At 58.3% G+C, this 16,824-nt stretch carries 14 protein-coding genes; 6 read left to right on the plus strand and 8 right to left on the minus strand.

Annotation, left to right across the window (positions count from 1 at the left end):
• Positions 1 to 187: 187 nt before the first annotated feature.
• From H8F23_RS19615 to H8F23_RS19625, 3 genes are all read left to right on the plus strand, one after another.
• Positions 188 to 3,463: a transglutaminase family protein gene (locus tag H8F23_RS19615; RefSeq protein WP_194935479.1), complete on the plus strand. Its 3,276-nt coding sequence runs from the start codon at positions 188 to 190 to the stop codon at positions 3,461 to 3,463.
• Between the two features lie 88 nt (positions 3,464 to 3,551).
• On the plus strand, positions 3,552 to 6,038 hold the full coding sequence (locus H8F23_RS19620) for a circularly permuted type 2 ATP-grasp protein (protein WP_194935480.1): 2,487 nt from the start codon (positions 3,552 to 3,554) through the stop codon (positions 6,036 to 6,038).
• Positions 6,038 to 6,928, plus strand: coding sequence for a transglutaminase family protein (locus H8F23_RS19625; RefSeq protein ID WP_194935481.1), 891 nt, complete (start codon positions 6,038 to 6,040; stop codon positions 6,926 to 6,928). Before H8F23_RS19620 ends, H8F23_RS19625 begins: the two co-directional genes overlap by 1 nt.
• 210 nt (positions 6,929 to 7,138) lie before the next feature.
• Here the strand turns inward: H8F23_RS19625 and H8F23_RS19630 are convergent, their stop codons facing one another.
• On the minus strand, positions 7,139 to 7,336 hold the full coding sequence (locus H8F23_RS19630) for a hypothetical protein (protein WP_194935482.1): 198 nt from the start codon (positions 7,334 to 7,336) through the stop codon (positions 7,139 to 7,141).
• A gap of 68 nt (positions 7,337 to 7,404) precedes the next feature.
• On the minus strand, positions 7,405 to 7,992 hold the full coding sequence (locus tag H8F23_RS19635; RefSeq protein WP_093430190.1) for an LOG family protein: 588 nt from the start codon (positions 7,990 to 7,992) through the stop codon (positions 7,405 to 7,407).
• 340 nt (positions 7,993 to 8,332) lie between these two features.
• Between H8F23_RS19635 and azu the strand changes: the two genes are divergently transcribed.
• Entirely contained in the window at positions 8,333 to 8,776 is a 444-nt protein-coding gene (azu, locus tag H8F23_RS19640; protein WP_194935483.1) for an azurin, read from the plus strand.
• Between the two features lie 172 nt (positions 8,777 to 8,948).
• Here azu and nadE read toward each other — a convergent pair whose 3' ends face one another.
• The 5 genes from nadE to H8F23_RS19665 form a co-directional block, all read right to left on the minus strand.
• A complete protein-coding gene (gene nadE, locus H8F23_RS19645; protein ID WP_122599297.1) occupies positions 8,949 to 9,776 on the minus strand; it encodes an ammonia-dependent NAD(+) synthetase in 828 nt (275 codons plus the stop codon).
• Between the two features lie 4 nt (positions 9,777 to 9,780).
• Positions 9,781 to 11,004, minus strand: coding sequence for a nicotinate phosphoribosyltransferase (pncB, locus tag H8F23_RS19650; protein WP_194935484.1), 1,224 nt, complete (start codon positions 11,002 to 11,004; stop codon positions 9,781 to 9,783).
• Between the two features lie 50 nt (positions 11,005 to 11,054).
• Positions 11,055 to 11,309, minus strand: coding sequence for a hypothetical protein (locus tag H8F23_RS19655; protein ID WP_194935485.1), 255 nt, complete (start codon positions 11,307 to 11,309; stop codon positions 11,055 to 11,057).
• A complete protein-coding gene (locus H8F23_RS19660) occupies positions 11,302 to 11,571 on the minus strand; it encodes a hypothetical protein (RefSeq protein ID WP_194935486.1) in 270 nt (89 codons plus the stop codon). The genes H8F23_RS19655 and H8F23_RS19660 overlap by 8 nt, the downstream gene beginning before the upstream one ends.
• A 164-nt stretch (positions 11,572 to 11,735) precedes the next feature.
• Positions 11,736 to 13,196 carry an alanine/glycine:cation symporter family protein gene (locus H8F23_RS19665; RefSeq protein WP_194935487.1) on the minus strand — a complete coding sequence of 487 codons (1,461 nt, stop codon included), beginning with the start codon at positions 13,194 to 13,196 and terminating at the stop codon, positions 11,736 to 11,738.
• Positions 13,197 to 13,370: 174 nt separating this feature from the next.
• Here H8F23_RS19665 and H8F23_RS19670 point away from each other — a divergent pair, with 174 nt between their 5' ends.
• The gene (locus H8F23_RS19670; protein ID WP_194935488.1) at positions 13,371 to 14,180 is read left to right on the plus strand and encodes a helix-turn-helix domain-containing protein; all 810 of its coding nucleotides are present in this window, start codon (positions 13,371 to 13,373) and stop codon (positions 14,178 to 14,180) included.
• Positions 14,181 to 14,222: 42 nt separating this feature from the next.
• Here the strand turns inward: H8F23_RS19670 and H8F23_RS19675 are convergent, their stop codons facing one another.
• On the minus strand, positions 14,223 to 15,119 hold the full coding sequence (locus tag H8F23_RS19675) for a LysR family transcriptional regulator (protein WP_194935489.1): 897 nt from the start codon (positions 15,117 to 15,119) through the stop codon (positions 14,223 to 14,225).
• 163 nt (positions 15,120 to 15,282) lie between these two features.
• Here H8F23_RS19675 and amaB point away from each other — a divergent pair, with 163 nt between their 5' ends.
• On the plus strand, positions 15,283 to 16,773 hold the full coding sequence (amaB, locus tag H8F23_RS19680) for an L-piperidine-6-carboxylate dehydrogenase (RefSeq protein WP_099757852.1): 1,491 nt from the start codon (positions 15,283 to 15,285) through the stop codon (positions 16,771 to 16,773).
• The last annotated feature ends 51 nt before the right edge of the window (positions 16,774 to 16,824 follow it).

Consider the following 16,824-nt stretch of genomic DNA (forward strand, 5'->3'; position numbering starts at 1 on the left):
GAGGACGGCATATGCAACCACCATCGCATGTCTGCCACAAATAGAAGCAAACTCGCCAAACCATTTCCCCGCATCGCCCGATTTTGGTGCTGTACTGCCCTAAGCATTCCGGGAAAGCGCCCAAGCCCTCTGCATGGCATAAGTCTTGCGCGCTTTCGAATACGCTTAGGCTCGCAGGAGGCACGCCGTGTCGATTCATGTCGCATTGCATCACGTCACGCATTACCGCTATGACCGCGCTGTCGAACTCGGCCCGCAGATCGTACGTCTGCGCCCGGCTGCCCACAGCCGCACGCGGATTCTGTCGTATGCCCTGAAAGTCTCGCCCGAGCAGCACTTCATCAACTGGCAGCAGGACCCGCAGGGCAACTACCTCGCCCGATTGGTGTTCCCCGAGAAAACCAATGAGCTGCGCATCGAGGTCGATTTGCTCGCCGAAATGGCGGTGTTCAACCCGTTCGACTTCTTCCTCGAACCCTACGCCGAGAACATCCCTTTCTCCTACGCCGCCGATGAGCGCAAGGAACTGGCGCCGTACCTCGAAACCCTGCCGCTGACGCCGAAATTCAAAGCCTATCTGGACGCCATCGACCGCACGCCGCTGCCGGCGGTGGACTTCCTTGTGGCGCTCAACCAGCGTTTGAGCGAAGACATCGGTTACCTGATTCGCATGGAACCGGGCGTGCAGACCCCGGAACACACCCTTGAGCACGCCTCCGGTTCCTGCCGCGATTCGGCGTGGTTGCTGGTGCAACTGCTGCGCAACCTCGGGTTGGCCGCGCGGTTTGTCTCCGGTTATCTGATTCAACTGACCGCCGACGTGAAAAGCCTCGATGGCCCGTCCGGCACTGAAGTCGATTTCACTGACCTGCACGCCTGGTGCGAGGTGTATCTGCCTGGCGCTGGCTGGATCGGCCTGGACGCTACGTCCGGGCTGTTCGCCGGCGAAGGGCATATCCCGTTGGCGTGTAGTCCCGATCCGTCCTCAGCGGCGCCGATCAGTGGCTTGGTCGAGCCGTGCGAATGTGAATTCAGCCATGAAATGTCGGTGGAGCGGATCTGGGAGGCGCCGCGCGTCACCAAGCCCTACACCGACGAGCAGTGGCTGGCGATTCAGGCGCTGGGACGGCAGATCGATGCCGATCTGCTGGCGGATGACGTGCGCCTGACCATGGGCGGCGAGCCGACCTTCGTTTCCATCGATGACCCGGATGGCGCCGAGTGGAACACCGCCGCGTTGGGGCCGGCCAAGCGGCGACTTTCCGCTGAACTGTTCCAGCGCATGCGCAAGCATTACGCGCCGCAAGGTCTGGTGCATTTCGGCCAGGGCAAGTGGTATCCCGGCGAGCAACTGCCGCGCTGGTCGCTCAATTGCTATTGGCGTCGCGACGGTGTGCCGATCTGGCACAACAACGCACTGATCGCCGATGAGCAGCAGGACTACGGAGCGGATGGCGAACTGGCTGGACGCTTCCTCGCCAGTGTCGCCGAGCGCCTGAAATTGCCTACACGTTTTGTCTTCCCGGCCTACGAGGATAATTTCTACTACCTCTGGCGCGAGGGCTCGTTGCCGAGCAATGTCAGCGCCGAAGATTCACGTCTTGAGGAACCGCTGGAGCGCGCACGCCTGCGCAAGGTCTTCAGTCAGGGCCTGAACAAGGTAATCGGTCAGGTGTTGCCGCTGGCGCGCACCGCCAAAGGCGATCAATGGCAGAGCGGGCGCTGGTATCTGCGTGACGAACATTGCCGACTGGTACCGGGGGATTCGCCGCTGGGCTACCGCCTGCCGTTGGGGTCGCAGCCGTGGGTGAAGGCCGCCGAGTATCCGTTCATTCATCCTCAGGATCCGAATCAGGACTTCCCTGAGCTGCCGGAAACCACGCAGCTCAACAGTCATGGCGAACCTGCCGCGACTGACGAACGCGTGCCAAAAATCGACGAATCTGCCGACTGGCTGACCCGCACCGCGTTTTGCGCCGAGGCGCGCGAGGGGCGTTTGTACCTGTTCATGCCGCCGCTGGAGCAGGTTGAGGATTATCTGGAACTGGTCGCAGCCATTGAGGCGACAGCCGATGAACTGCATTGCCCGGTGCTGCTGGAAGGCTATGAGCCGCCGAGCGATCCGCGTTTGAGCAATTTCCGCATCACCCCGGACCCGGGTGTGATCGAGGTCAATGTGCAGCCGTCAGCGACCTGGGACGAATTGGTCGAACGCACCGAATTTCTCTATGAAGAGGCGCGCCAGACCCGCCTGACCACCGAGAAATTCATGATCGACGGTCGTCACACCGGCACCGGCGGCGGCAATCATTTCGTTCTCGGTGGGGCGACGCCGGCGGACTCACCGTTTCTGCGCCGCCCGGATCTGCTGCGCAGCCTGATCAGTTACTGGCATAACCATCCGTCATTGTCGTATCTGTTCTCCGGATTGTTCATCGGCCCTACATCGCAGGCGCCGCGGGTCGATGAGGCGCGTAATGATGCTTTATATGAACTGGAAATCGCTTTTGCGCAGATGCCCGAGCCGGGCGAGGAATGTGCGCCGTGGCTGGTTGATCGACTGCTGCGCAACCTGCTGATCGACGTCACCGGCAACACGCACCGTGCCGAGTTCTGCATCGACAAACTGTATTCACCGGACGGCGCCACCGGGCGTCTCGGCTTGCTTGAGCTGCGTGCCTTTGAAATGCCGCCCCATGCGCGCATGAGCCTGGCCCAACAGTTGTTGTTAAGGGCGCTGGTCGCGCGGTTTTGGCGCGAACCTTATGCGCCGCCGAAACTGGCGCGCTGGGGCACCGAACTGCACGACCGTTTCCTGCTGCCGCACTTTATCGAACAGGATTTCGCCGACGTCATCGTCGAACTGAACAACGCCGGTTATCCGCTGCGGGCCGAATGGTTCGCAGCGCATCTGGAGTTTCGTTTTCCCAAGGTCGGCGATTACGCCGTCAACGGCATCGAACTGGAGCTGCGTCAGGCGCTGGAACCGTGGCATGTCCTGGGCGAGGAGGGCGCGGCTGGCGGCACGGTGCGTTACGTCGACTCATCGCTGGAGCGCTTGCAGGTCAAGGTCAAAGGCCTGCCACCACAGCGTTATCTGCTGACCTGTAACGGCATCGCTGTGCCGTTGCATCCGACCGGACGGGTTGGCGAGTTTGTCGCGGGTGTGCGTTACCGCGCATGGCAGCCGGCCAACTGCTTGCAACCGACCATCCCCGTGCACGCACCGCTGGTGTTCGACCTGCTCGACACCTGGATGGGCCGTTCGCTGGGTGGATGTCAGTACCACGTCGCCCATCCGGGCGGGCGTAATTACGAGACGTTGCCGGTCAATGCCAACGAAGCGGAGAGCCGGCGCATGGCGCGATTCTTCCGCGTCGGACACACGCCGGGGAAACTTCCTGTACCCAACGTGGAAATCAGTGACGAGCTACCGATGACAATCGATTTGCGACGTTTCTAAGGCCTACGCGACACGCGGATTTTTCGTATATCCGCGCGTCATGTGCCTGCGTTAGTCTGACCGTACCTTGCTGTCTGCCGAGCTTTCCATGCCTGACCTGCTAGACCGCTACCCGCTTACGGCGGGCACTTATCACGAACTGCTCGACGGCAGTGGCGCGGTGCGCCCGCACTGGCGGCGATTGTTCGATCAGTTGCAGCGCAGCACGCCGGCGCAACTGCTGCAGCGTCAGGCGCTGCTGGCGCGGCAGATTCAGGAGAACGGCGTCACCTATAACGTCTATGCCGATCCCAAGGGCGCTGATCGGCCGTGGGAACTGGATCTGCTGCCCCACGTGATTGCTGCGGATGAATGGCAGCAGCTGTCGGCAGGTATCGCCCAGCGTGCGCGACTGCTCAATGCGGTACTGGCCGATTTGTATGGGCCGCAGCGGCTGATCAGCGAAGGCTTGTTGCCGGCAGAGCTGGTGTTCGGCCACAACAACTTTCTCTGGCCCTGTCAGCATGTCGCGCTGCCGGAAGCGACGTTTCTGCACCTGTACGCCGTGGATCTGGCGCGTACACCGGACGGGCGCTGGTGGGTCACCGCCGATCGTACGCAAGCGCCATCCGGCGCCGGCTATGCCCTGGAAAACCGCACCATCGTGTCGCGCGCGTTTCCCGAGTTATACCGGGATCTGAAGGTGCAGCATCTGGCCGGGTTCTTCCGCACATTGCAGGAAACCCTCGCGCGGCAAGCGCCCAGTGACGATGACGCGCCGCTGGTGGTGTTGCTCACGCCGGGGCGCTTCAATGAAAGCTATTTCGAACATTTGTATCTGGCTCGGCAGCTCGGTTATCCGCTGGTCGAGGGCGGTGACCTGACGGTGCGCGACGCCACGGTCTACCTGAAAACCCTCAGTGGTTTGCGTCGGGTGCATGCGATCATGCGCCGGCTCGATGATGATTTCTGCGATCCGCTGGAGTTGCGCACGGACTCGGCACTCGGCGTTCCCGGGTTGCTTGAGGCAGTACGCCAAGGGCGGGTTCTGGTCGCCAATGCGCTGGGTAGCGGCGTACTGGAGTCGCCGGGATTGCTGGGCTTTCTGCCGAAGATCAACCAATACCTGTTTGGCGAAGAACTGATTTTGCCGTCGATCGCGACGTGGTGGTGCGGTGAGGCGCCGGTGTTGGCCCAAGCCCTGGAAAAACTGCCCGAACTGCTGATCAAACCAGCATTTTCTTCGCAGAGCTTTGCGCCGGTCTTTGGCCGTGATCTGAGTGAAAAACAGCGTCAGGCGCTTGCCGAGCGCATGCAGGCGCGTCCTTATGCTTATGTGGCGCAAGAATTGGCTCAACTGTCCCAGGCACCGATCTGGCAGGCGGAAAATGGTCAACTGCAACCACGGGCGATCGGCATGCGCATGTACGCCGTGGCCGGTGCTGACGGTTATCGCGTGCTCCCCGGTGGTCTGACCCGGGTGGCCGCCGAGGCTGATGCCGAAGTGGTGTCGATGCAGCGCGGTGGGGCGAGCAAAGACACTTGGATACTCGGTGATCGTCCGCCCAGTGGCGAGCAGTGGAAGAGTCAGCGCCGCGTTGGGGTCCATGATCTGGTGCGGCGTGATCCGTATCTGCCCTCACGGGTGGTGGAGAACCTGTTCTGGTTCGGCCGATACTGCGAGCGCTGTGATGACAGTGCGCGGTTGCTGCGCATCATGCTCGCGCGTTATGTCGACGGCGACGACCCGCAAGCGTTGCAGGCCGCTGTCGATCTCGGCGAGCGACTGACGCTGCTGCCGGACGAGGGTGAACTGCCGGAGCGTCTGTTGGCGGCACTGCTGGGCGACGACTGGTCGTTCAGTCTGCGCGCCAACCTGCAGCGTTTGCAGTGGGCGGCCTCGCAGGTGCGTGGCAAGCTTTCGCGGGAGAACTGGCAGGCGCTGGTGGAGTTGCAGCGCGAAGCGATGGAACTGGATACCGACGAACCCGACTTCGGCGAACTGCTGGACTTCCTCAACCGGCTGGTGATGTCGCTGGCGGCGCTTTCCGGGTTTGCCCTCGACGACATGACCCGCGACGAAGGCTGGCGCTTTCTGATGATCGGCCGGCGCATTGAGCGTCTGCAGTTTCTCAGCAGCAGTCTGGCGGCATTTCTGCGCGGCGCCGGGGCGTTCGATCAAGCGGGCCTCGAATGGCTGCTGGAACTGGGCAACAGCAGTATCACCTACCGTTCGCGTTATCTGGCCGTGGCGCAATTGATTCCGGTGCTCGACCTGTTGTTGCTAGACGAGCAGAACCCGCACGCGGTGTTGTTTCAGTTGAAACTGGTGACCCGCACCTTGAAACGTTTGAACGATGATTTCGCGGCGCCGCGGGAAGCGGCATTGTCGCAACTGGTCGAGCGTCTGGCGCGGTTTGATCTGGGATGTCTGGAGAATCCGTTGTTCGGGGAATCCAGCGTACGAGCCGCTTTGAATGGTCTGGCGGATCTGCTGCAGGACATTGCCGAGGCCAGCGGGCAAGTGTCGGATCGCCTGGCCCTGCGCCATTTCGCCCATGTCGATGATGTCAGCCAGCGCACGGTGTCCGTCTGATGAATGCTCGCTACCAGATCCTCCACGACACCTGTTACCACTACGACAGCCCGGTGTCCCTCGCCCAGCAACTGGCGCACCTGTGGCCGCGTGAATGCGAATGGCAGCGCTGCACCGAACAACGGTTGCTGATCAGCCCGGACCCGACAGCCCGCCGTGATGAGCTCGACGTGTTTGGCAATCCGCTGACCCGGCTGGCCTTCGAACGGCCTCACGATGAATTGCAGGTCAATGCTCGGCTCACTGTTGAGGTGCTGGCGCGGCCGGTGCTGGACTTCAGTCAGTCGCCCGCCTGGGAGCTGACCCGCGATGCGCTGACTTACAGCAGTCAACCGCTGTCCGCTGAGTTGCTCGAAGCTTGTCGCTACCGCTTCCAGTCCCCTTACGTGCATTTGAAAAGCAGCTTCGTCGAGTTTTCGCAAAGTTGTTTTCCGCCGGGCAGGTCGTTGCTGCTGGGTGTGCAAGACTTGATGCAGAAGATCTTCAGTGAATTCACCTTTGATGCCGAGGCAACCCAGGTGGCGACACCGCTGGTGGAAGTGCTGGAACGGCGGCGTGGGGTCTGTCAGGACTTCGCTCACCTGATGCTGGCGTGCGTGCGCTCGCGAGGGCTGGCGGCGCGTTATATCAGCGGCTATCTGCTGACCCAGCCACCGCCGGGGCAACCACGCCTGATCGGCGCCGATGCGTCGCACGCCTGGGTGTCGGTGTTTTGTCCGGTGCTGGGCTGGGTGGATTTCGATCCGACCAACAATGTGCAGCCGGCGCTGGAGCACATCACGCTGGCGTGGGGGCGGGATTTTTCCGATGTGTCACCGTTGCGCGGGGTGATTCTGGGCGGCGGCAATCATGACCCGGAAGTGCGCGTCACCGTAATGCCCCTGGATTAACGCAGATCAAACTGTAGGAGTGAGCCTGCTCACGATAGCGGTGTGTCAGCAGCAAATATTTCCACTGATACACCACTTTCGCGAGCAGGCTCGCTCCCACAGGGAATTTTGGTGTATTGGGTAGGGGAAGGGCTGTGAGGGCCGGCAGTGGAACCGCCAGCCCCGTCACAAATCCGCAGGGTCTGATTCGATGATCAAACCCGGTGGGGTTCAGGCGTCGGGCGCCTGATCTTTCGGTGTTTCAGTCACTTCAGTTGCATCAACATCATCTTGCGTCGCCACTTCACCGTCAGGGTTCAGTGCCGCTTCCTCAGCGGTTTGTTTCTTGCGCTGAAGCTTTTCCTCTTTCTTCTGTTCCTTTGCCAGGTCTCGTTGACGTTTGGCGAAGGAGTAATTGGGTTTGGCCATGGGCGATCCTCTTGGGTCGAAGGTGAGGTTGAGCGGCGCATATTCTGCCTTGTATCGGTGCCTCGTGGTTAGCCGGGTTTTTGGTCGACCCATTTTGGCGTGACGGTCGGCTTCCAGTTATCCAGGGCATCGAGCAGCGTTTGCGCTGATTCGCTCACTTGCAGCATGTCACGGTGTGGCGCGCGAACGAAGCCTTCGCCGACGATATGGTCAAGAAATGCGGTGAGTTTGCTGTAGAAACCGTTCACTTCCAGCAAACCCAACGGCTTGCCGTGGTAGCCGAGCTGGCCCCAGGTCCAGACTTCGAACAGCTCTTCCAGCGTGCCGAGGCCGCCGGGCAGGGCGATGAAGGCGTCGCTCAGCTCGGCCATGCGTGCCTTGCGCGCGTGCATGCCGTCGACCACTTCCAGGCGCGTCAGGCTTTTATGGCCGATTTCCTTGTCCATCAGGCTCTGCGGGATGATCCCGATTACTTCGCCGCCGGCAGCCAGCGCCGCGTCAGCAACAATGCCCATCAAACCCACGGCGCCACCGCCGTAGACCAGGGTCAATTTACGTTCGGCCAAGGCCCGGCCAAGGGCGACGGCGGCTTCGGTGTAGGCCGGAACAGTGCCGGCGTTGGCACCGCAAAATACACACACGGATTTCAGAGACATGCCTTCCTCCTGGGTCAATCCGTCACAGGGTAATGGCTGGCAAGCCTCGATCCAAGGCCTAAACTTCGCGTTCAGGCGATTCAAAGGTACCGCTGGCGCCACAGGCGTAGGCGGCGAGCAAACTGCACAACAGACCGTTAAAGAACATGACAGGCACTCCGTCTCAGTAGATGCGCTGATCATAGGGCGGGCCGGGAATTCTGGCCGTTAGATTGTTTCGATGAATGTCATAGCCTGAAAGTTGTATACAATTTTTGACTCAAGTCATAGGAACTTGCGAAGATTTCAGGCAGTCTTTCCATCATTCGTGTTTTTGTTAACCCTGCCTTGGAGATTCACCATGTTTTCCAAAGTTGTTGCGGTATCCCTGCTGGCGCTGGCCAGCAGCCAATTGATGGCTGCCGAGTGCAAAACCACCGTTGACTCCACCGATCAGATGTCCTTCAACACCAAGGAAATCGTGATCGACAAGAGCTGCAAGACCTTCACCGTCGAGCTGACCCACTCCGGCAACCTGCCGAAGAACGTCATGGGCCATAACCTGGTGATCAGCAAAGAAGCTGACATGCAGCCAATCGCTACCGCTGGCCTGGCCGCCGGTATCGACAAGAACTACCTGCCGGAAGGTGACGCGCGCATCATCGCTCACACCAAGATCATCGGCGCCAAGGAAACCGATTCGCTGAATTTCGACGTGGCGAAAATCGCTGATGGTGGCTACGGCTTCTTCTGCTCGTTCCCTGGCCACATCTCGATGATGAAAGGCACGATTACTGTCAAGTAATCAGGACTACCGCGTCATCGTTCTTCGCGAGCAGGCTCGCTCCCACAGGTTTGCGCCGTCAATGTGAGAGCGAGCCTGCTCGCGAAGGGGCCATCCGCATCAATGAATGTAATGGCCAAAGAAAAGCCCGCTGAGAATCACTCCTCAGCGGGCTTTTTCATTCCATCAACGCTTACGGCGCAAACGGCATCACGCGTTTGTGATGAGTCTTGTTGTAGGTCGCGACGATGATATCGAACGCTTCCTGACGCACCGGCTCGCCGTGCAGGAAGGCATCGATCTCGGCATAGGTCACGCCGTGCGATGCTTCGTCCGGTTTGCCCGGCGACAAATCCTCAAGGTCCGCCGTTGGCACTTTCTCGACCAGCGACTCCGGCGCTCCAAAGCTGCGGGCAATCGCGCGAACCTGATTCTTCACCAGACCGCTGAGCGGTGCCAGATCGCAGGCGCCGTCACCAAACTTGGTGAAGAAACCCATCACCGCTTCCGCCGCGTGATCGGTGCCGATTACCAACCCGTGCGCCGCGCCGGCGATGGTGTACTGCGCGACCATGCGCATGCGCGCTTTGGTATTGCCCAGCACGAAGTCCACCGACACCGCGTGTTTGCCTTCGAATGCCGCGACTTCACTGGCCAGCGATTTCACCGCCGGACCGATGTTGACCGTGTGGCGTTCGTCTGGAGCGATGAAATCCACCGAGGCCTGGGCGTCGTGTTCATCGAACTGGGTTTCGTACGGCAGGCGCACGGCGATGAATTTGTAGCTGTTGTCGCCGGTCTGGTCGCGCAGTTCACGCATTGCCCGTTGGGCCAATAGGCCCGCAGTCAGCGAGTCGACGCCACCGCTGATGCCTAGCACCAGTGTCTTGAGCCCGGAATTGACCAGACAATCCTGAATAAAGGCAATGCGCCGGGCGACTTCGGCCTGCAGGGCCTGGTAGTCGGCGAACGGCGGTTGCACCTTGAGCTGTTCAGCAATCTCACGCTGTACGGCTTGCATGAATTCACTCCTTGCTAGATAGACTGGAATCGGCAGGAACCTGGAACACGTGTCGCAAATAGGCGACGAAATTCGGGTCTTTGCAGTGGGACTTGCCTGGCTCGTCGGAGATCTTCGCCACCGGTTGGCCGTTGCAGGCAGTCATTTTAAGCACGATGCTCATCGGTTCGACACCCGCAATGTCACAGGTGAGGTTGGTGCCGATGCCGAAGCTGACGTTGATCCGGCCGTGCAGCGCGCGGAAGATCTCCAGCGACTTGGGCAGGGTCAGGCTGTCGGAGAACACCAGGGTCTTGCTCATCGGGTCGATGCCGAGCCTGTGATAGTGGGCGATGCATTTTTCGCCCCACACCACAGGGTCACCGGAGTCGTGGCGCAGACCATCGAAAAGCTTGGCGAAGAACAGGTCGAAATCGCCGAGGAAGGCATCGGTGGTGATGCAATCGGTAAGCGCGATCCCCAGCAGGCCACGGTATTCGCGGACCCAGCAATCGAGCGCGGCGATCTGGCTGTCGATCAGCCGTGGACCGAGTTGCTGGTGGGCCATGATCCACTCGTGGGCCATGGTGCCCAGCGGTTTCATGTCCAGCTCGCGGGACAGGTGTACGTTGCTGGTGCCGACGAAACGCCCGGGGAAGTCGTGTTTGAGCACATTCACCACTTCAGCCTGCACTCCATACGAAAAGCGCCGGCGAGTGCCGAAATCGGCGACCTGCAGTTGCGACAACTCGTCGGCCGAGGCGTTGGCGGTCAGCCAGTCGAACTTGCGATAGAGCTGTTCACGCGCTTGTTCGAGCACGGTTTCGCGGTAGCGATAGCGGTTGCGCACTTCGCTGACGATCGCCAGCAACGGCACTTCGTAGAGAATCACATGCAGCCACGGCCCGCGCAGACGGATGAACAATTCGCCGTTCTCGATACCGGTGTGCAGATAGCGCAGGTTGAAGCGGAACAATCCGAGAAAGCGCAGGAAGTCCGGTTTGAGGAAGCTGATGCGCTCAAGAAAACTCAGTTGATCGGCGCTCAGGCTCAGTTCGGCCAGACGCTCGATCTGAAAGCGGATCTCGGCCAGATACGGGCGAAGATCCTCGCTATTACGGCAACGGAACTCCCATTCGACTTCGACGTTGGGGTAGTTGTGCAGCACCGCCTGCATCATCGTCAGTTTGTAGAAGTCGGTGTCGAGCAGGTTCTGCACGATGCGATCGGCAAACACGCTCTCGCTCATAACGGGGTCTCCAGGTGCGCCGCGCCGTGGCGCGGTCTCAATCAATGGCGCTAGTGGCGCATATCAGCGGTGGGGATTGCCAGTGCTTTTTTGATTTCAGGTGAAAGATCCGCTGAGGCCATACACCTTAGCCCGCAAAAACTGTTCATTTTCGGTTGTACCTCAAGTGCAGCGTGAAGCACTTGCTCAAGGCAGTCCCAGCTCTTTATATACTCGGCGAGTAGAGCGTGTTTTGGTATCAGCTTGGTTTCAACTGCTTTAATCATGGCAGCTCTTATCATTTCGTTGGTTGCAATTTTATACATGGATGAAACTTCCCTTGGAGGAGATCTGTTCCAGCGTATCAACACCATCCTGAAGCAATACATAGGCAGGCAGTATTAGTCGATAGAAGTCAGAGTCGTTGGTTCCTTTAATAGTGACTGAGGTGAACGTCTCCAGGAGACTGGCGGCGGCGCGGATTCTGAAGCAGGCGTCTTCAAATAACTGATCAGGTGCGGCGTGCGAGTCTATAAAGAAGGTGGGGATGTTAGTTGCGTTTGCTTTGAGCGGATGAAATCGATTCATGGGATAAGGTCCTTCAGATTGTTTTAGACGTGGCAAGTCGAGGGGTCTAATATTATTTTAGTTCGATAGTTCGATAGTTCGATAGTTCGATAGTTGGGTTTATTGGTTTGCCTTGTGCAGAGCCATTACTTGGTTTAACGGCTCTGCATCTGTTCTATCTAAGCCTAAGCAATCTGTTTGTTGATTTCCGGAGAGTCAGAGGGCTCGATAAGTTTCATTGTGCTGGAACGGCAAGCCAGCGGTGGCCACGCCACAGGGTCAAGATCCAGATCAAGAAATAATTTTGAATCGAAAATGGGTGTCTCGACTCCGGCGCGGCGTTGGTCATCGTAATCACGCAAGATGCGCAGGCATATCTTGAAAAGCAAGGCCATCGTTATCAGGTTGACGAGTGCCAGTAACGTCATGGTGATATCTGCAAAAGCCAAGACAGTGGAAAGATCTTCGACAGAACCCCAAAACACTAGAGTCAACACTAGCGCACGATAGAGAGTCAGCATTTTACGAGGTTCGTCAAACATGAACCGCAGACTGTTTTCTCCCAGGTAGTAGTTGTAAAGCATCGCCGTGAATACAAACAACGCAAGCACCACGCTGATAAACATTCGCCCCCATTCTCCTACAACCGCTGCCAGCGAGTTTTGCGCCAGAGCGATCCCGTCACCTTCAAGGCCCAAAGTGTAGAAACCGGACAGCAAAATCATTAGTGCAGTGCATGTGCAGATCACGAATGTGTCGATGAAAACACTCAGTGCTTGTACGACACCTTGTGCAACCGGATGACTGACCTTCGCTACTGACGCAACGTTAGGCGCACTACCCAGTCCTGCTTCGTTGGAAAATACCCCGCGTCTGACACCCATGATAATTGCACTGCCGATCAGACCGCCAAGCGCCTGATCCAGGCCGAGTGCGCTTTTGATAATGGTCAGCAGCATTGTCGGAACTTGATCGAACTGCAGAATCAACACGTAGCCTGTTACGCCGATATAGGCGAGGACCTTGATAGGAACCAAAAGGTCGGTTACTGCTGCTATGCGCTTTATCCCGCCGATGAGGACGACTCCCAGCATCAAGGAAAGTGCCAGTCCTGACCACATGGGGGGCAGACCAAACGCATCCTTTAGCGAGTGAGATACTGCATGAGACTCGAGACCATTGATTGCAAAGCCGAAGGTCACCAGCATTAATACAGCCGCTATTATCCCGAGCCAGCGTTTGCCCAGACCGTGCTGGATGTACCAACACGGCCCTCCTCGATAGAGACCGTTTTCGTCGTTGCGCTTATAGAGCTGGCCCAGTGTGCATTCGAAGAGGCTGCTTGACATACCCAAAAGTGCGGTCATCCACATCCAGAATACGGCGCCGGGCCCACCCATGCTGACGGCAATCCCGACCCCAACGATATTGCCGGTGCCCACGCGTCCGGCAAGACTGAGTGTGAGTGCTTGAAATGAACTCAATTGATGGCTGCCTGTGCGCCAACTTCCGTGTAGAACACCGAACATATGGCGGAAATATCTAATCTGGACAAATCCCGATCGGACAGTGAAATAGCTTCCCAATCCAAGAACTAAAGGTATTAATACCTTGCCCGACAAAAAATCGTTGATGACGTCTAGCATTCAAAGCTCCTTGCTATATAGGGTGCTGGCGAATTAATGGTGCCGTCAGTCCTGAAAGCTTTCAGGTGTCGTAATATCCAGCCATATTTCATTCGGCGCAATTTCGCAAGTTGCTTAAAAGTGATGCGAGTTGCTGCTATGGTTGCCTCTTCTTGATTTTTGTTGGATTACTGTATGTGTGAGTTTCTTTCGGCAAACTTGAGACTGCTGTGCAGTCACTACCGATCTGTCGCGGAGGTTTGTAGGAAAGTTCGTATAAACCGTGGGCAATTTAATAAGTACCTTTGTGGGAAAAGCGTTCCGACACCTTTTAATCTCAAACGAATCTGCGACTTCTTTGGTGTGGAGGAGTTTGAGATTGGACTTCCAACGGAGCAATTCATCAACCTGATTGGCGTGAAAGCCCGTAAGAACCCAGCCTTGGGCGAAGTAACTGCGCCACAGATAATGCATGAGCATCTGCGTCATAAGTCTTCAGCGGAACTGAAAGCCCACATCGGTTATTACTACGAGTATTACCACGCAATGACTGACCCCGGCTCCATTCTGTGTTCGCTTGTGCATGTGCGGGGGGAGGGGGATGACGTCGTCTACGAGAGAAACGAGCGCTTACAGATTGCCGGGGCGGGGGAAGATTTTGAACGGTATCAATATCTGGGTGTTGCCTATTACCTGCGGGATCGCTTGTTTTTCATCGATTATGAGTCACTTACCTCCAATGAAATCAGCCAGACCATTCTCATCCCGAGTTTTAAAAGCTGTATTACACGGCTCAATGGTTTGAAAATAGGGGTTTCTGCTGCGGATCATCGTGCTCCTGCGTGCTGCAGGGTTGTCTGGGAATATCTCGGGCAGGAAATCAATCACGTCGATGCCTATCGACGCGTTCGGTTGTACAAGCCTGATGATTGCGCTATCGATGACGATCTACGTGCGCGTCTGGCCCAGGCTCAGCTTGTTGAGGGCTTGTTTGTTATCGCCTGATAAACTCCCCCCCACCTTTGGGAGCGAGCAAGAGTAGGGGGATCAAGGGTTGTCGATCTGCTCCAGCATCCACTTCACGAAATCCCGCACCTTGGGCACTTCCGCCGCGTGCTCCGGGTACGCCAGGTAATAGGCATCAGTGCTGGGCATGGCATGCTCAAAAGGAATGACCAGTTTGCCGTCGGCCAATTCCTCTTCCACCAGAAATCGCGGCAACAACGCCACACCGCAGCCAACCTGCGCGGCACGGATGCACATATAAAAGGTTTCAAAGCGTGGCCCGTGGTAGCTGTGTTCGGTCTGGTAACCCTGACTGTCGAACCAGTCGTGCCAGGCTTGGGGGCGCGAGGCATTTTGCAGCAGGACCAGATCGGTCAGTTGCGTCGGGTCAGTAAACGGCTTGTCCGGCAGGCTGCCCGGCGCGCACACCGGCACCAACTCTTCGCCGAACAACTTCAGGCATTCAGTGCCGGGCCGTGAACCCTGGCCGAAATAGAACGCCAGATCGCTGCGCCCTTGCAGCAGATCATCCGCTTCCTGCTCGTTGCACAAGTCCAGATGAATCGACGGATGGCGTAGCCGCCAGCCTTTCAGGCGTGGCACCAGCCAGCGCGCACCGAAGGTCGAGGGCGTCGAGACGCGCAGGACTTCGGTCTCGCCGCCGTAGGAGCGCAGGTAATGCGTCGACATCTCCACTTGTGTGAGGATTTTTCGTACTTCAACCAGGTACAAATCCCCGGCCGGGGTCATCTGCAAACGTCGACGCACGCGTCGGAACAATAAATGCTGCAACAGCTCTTCAAGCTGCGCGACCTGTTTGCTCACCGCACTCTGGGTCAGATTCAGTTCCTCGGCGGCGCGCGTGAAACTCAAGTGCCGGGTCACGGCCTCGAAACACTGCAATGCGGTGATCGACGGCAAGTGGCGTTTGTTCAGCATGGCTGATCCTTTTCTTGTCTTTCTATGCCCAGCATGAATAAACGGAATGATATCTCGCGTAAAGGTCGTTTGTTGCCTCGCCATTGTGACGCTACAACTAAAGGCCTGCCCGGTCGCGAAAAAGCGTCCGCACACATTCAGTTTTTTGCTTGAGGAGTGACCCATGGTTGCCGCATTGCTCGATCGTCTTGGTGTGAACCCGGCCCTTTATCAGAACGGCAAAGTGCCGGTGCATTCGCCCATCGACGGCAGCCGCATTGCCGCCGTGAACTGGGAAGGCCCGGCCGAAGTCGAGCAGCACATCAGTCGCGCAGATCATGCGTTCGAGCAGTGGCGCAAGGTGCCGGCGCCGCGTCGCGGCGAGTTGGTGCGTCAGTTCGGTGAAGTGTTGCGTGAATACAAGGCTGATCTTGGCGAACTGGTTTCCTGGGAAGCCGGCAAGATCACCCAGGAAGGTCTGGGTGAAGTGCAGGAGATGATCGACATCTGCGATTTCGCCGTCGGTCTGTCCCGCCAGTTGTACGGTTTGACTATCGCCTCCGAGCGTCCGGGCCACCATATGCGCGAAACCTGGCATCCACTGGGCGTGGTCGGGGTGATCAGCGCGTTCAACTTCCCGGTCGCGGTGTGGGCATGGAACACCACGCTGGCGCTGGTCTGCGGCAACCCGGTGGTGTGGAAACCGTCAGAGAAAACCCCGTTGACCGCGTTGGCCTGCCAAGCGCTGTTTGATCGCGTGGTGAAGAATTTCAGCGATGCCCCAGCGAATCTTTGCCAGGTGATTATTGGTGGTCGCGACGCTGGCGAAGCCTTGGTCGATGACCCGCGTGTTGCGTTGATCAGCGCCACTGGCAGCACACGCATGGGCCGCGAAGTGGCGCCGAAAGTCGCCGCGCGTTTCGCTCGCAGCATTCTGGAGTTGGGCGGTAACAACGCGATGATCCTCGGCCCGAGCGCCGATCTGGACATGGCGGTACGGGCGATTCTGTTCAGCGCCGTCGGTACTGCCGGGCAGCGTTGCACCACCCTGCGTCGACTGATTGCCCATGAGTCGGTGAAGGAAGAAATCGTTACTCGCCTCAAAGCTGCGTACTCGAAAGTGCGCATCGGCAATCCGCTGGAAGGCAATCTGGTCGGCCCGCTGATCGACAAGCACAGCTTCGAAAACATGCAGGACGCGCTGGAGCAGGCGTTGAGCGAGGGCGGTCGGGTGTTCGGTGGCAAGCGTCAGCTTGAGGATCAATTCCCCAACGCCTACTACGTTTCGCCGGCGATCGTTGAAATGCCCGAGCAAAGTGATGTGGTTTGCAGTGAGACCTTCGCACCGATTCTTTATGTAGTCGGCTACAGCGATTTCCAGGAAGCGCTGCGCCTGAACAACGCGGTGCCACAAGGTTTGTCGTCTTGCATCTTCACCACCGATGTGCGCGAGGCCGAGCAGTTCATGTCGGCAGTCGGCAGCGACTGCGGCATCGCCAACGTCAACATCGGCCCGAGCGGTGCCGAGATCGGTGGCGCGTTTGGTGGCGAGAAAGAAACCGGTGGTGGCCGTGAGTCGGGCTCGGACGCCTGGCGCGCGTACATGCGCCGTCAGACCAACACCGTGAATTATTCGCTGGAGTTGCCGCTGGCGCAGGGCATCACGTTCGACTGAGGATTGAGAGAAAGCTGAAAAGATCGCAGCCTTCGGCAGCTCCTACAGGGC

It is taken from the genome of Pseudomonas neuropathica (assembly GCF_015461835.1).
GTDB classification, from domain to species: domain Bacteria; phylum Pseudomonadota; class Gammaproteobacteria; order Pseudomonadales; family Pseudomonadaceae; genus Aquipseudomonas; species Aquipseudomonas neuropathica.

Excerpts from the sequence above, each read along its gene's own strand:
- H8F23_RS19675 (WP_194935489.1), bottom strand. The coding sequence starts at position 15,119 with ATGCTGAACAAACGCCACTTGCCGTCGATCACCGCATTGCAGTGTTTC.
- H8F23_RS19635 (WP_093430190.1), bottom strand. The coding sequence starts at position 7,992 with ATGTCTCTGAAATCCGTGTGTGTATTTTGCGGTGCCAACGCCGGCACT.
- H8F23_RS19660 (WP_194935486.1), bottom strand. The coding sequence starts at position 11,571 with ATGAATCGATTTCATCCGCTCAAAGCAAACGCAACTAACATCCCCACC.
- H8F23_RS19625 (WP_194935481.1), top strand. The coding sequence starts at position 6,038 with ATGAATGCTCGCTACCAGATCCTCCACGACACCTGTTACCACTACGAC.
- H8F23_RS19670 (WP_194935488.1), top strand. The coding sequence starts at position 13,371 with ATGTGTGAGTTTCTTTCGGCAAACTTGAGACTGCTGTGCAGTCACTAC.
- H8F23_RS19655 (WP_194935485.1), bottom strand. The coding sequence starts at position 11,309 with ATGTATAAAATTGCAACCAACGAAATGATAAGAGCTGCCATGATTAAA.
- H8F23_RS19630 (WP_194935482.1), bottom strand. The coding sequence starts at position 7,336 with ATGGCCAAACCCAATTACTCCTTCGCCAAACGTCAACGAGACCTGGCA.
- amaB (WP_099757852.1), top strand. The coding sequence starts at position 15,283 with ATGGTTGCCGCATTGCTCGATCGTCTTGGTGTGAACCCGGCCCTTTAT.
- H8F23_RS19665 (WP_194935487.1), bottom strand. The coding sequence starts at position 13,196 with ATGCTAGACGTCATCAACGATTTTTTGTCGGGCAAGGTATTAATACCT.
- azu (WP_194935483.1), top strand. The coding sequence starts at position 8,333 with ATGTTTTCCAAAGTTGTTGCGGTATCCCTGCTGGCGCTGGCCAGCAGC.
- nadE (WP_122599297.1), bottom strand. The coding sequence starts at position 9,776 with ATGCAAGCCGTACAGCGTGAGATTGCTGAACAGCTCAAGGTGCAACCG.
- H8F23_RS19620 (WP_194935480.1), top strand. The coding sequence starts at position 3,552 with ATGCCTGACCTGCTAGACCGCTACCCGCTTACGGCGGGCACTTATCAC.
- pncB (WP_194935484.1), bottom strand. The coding sequence starts at position 11,004 with ATGAGCGAGAGCGTGTTTGCCGATCGCATCGTGCAGAACCTGCTCGAC.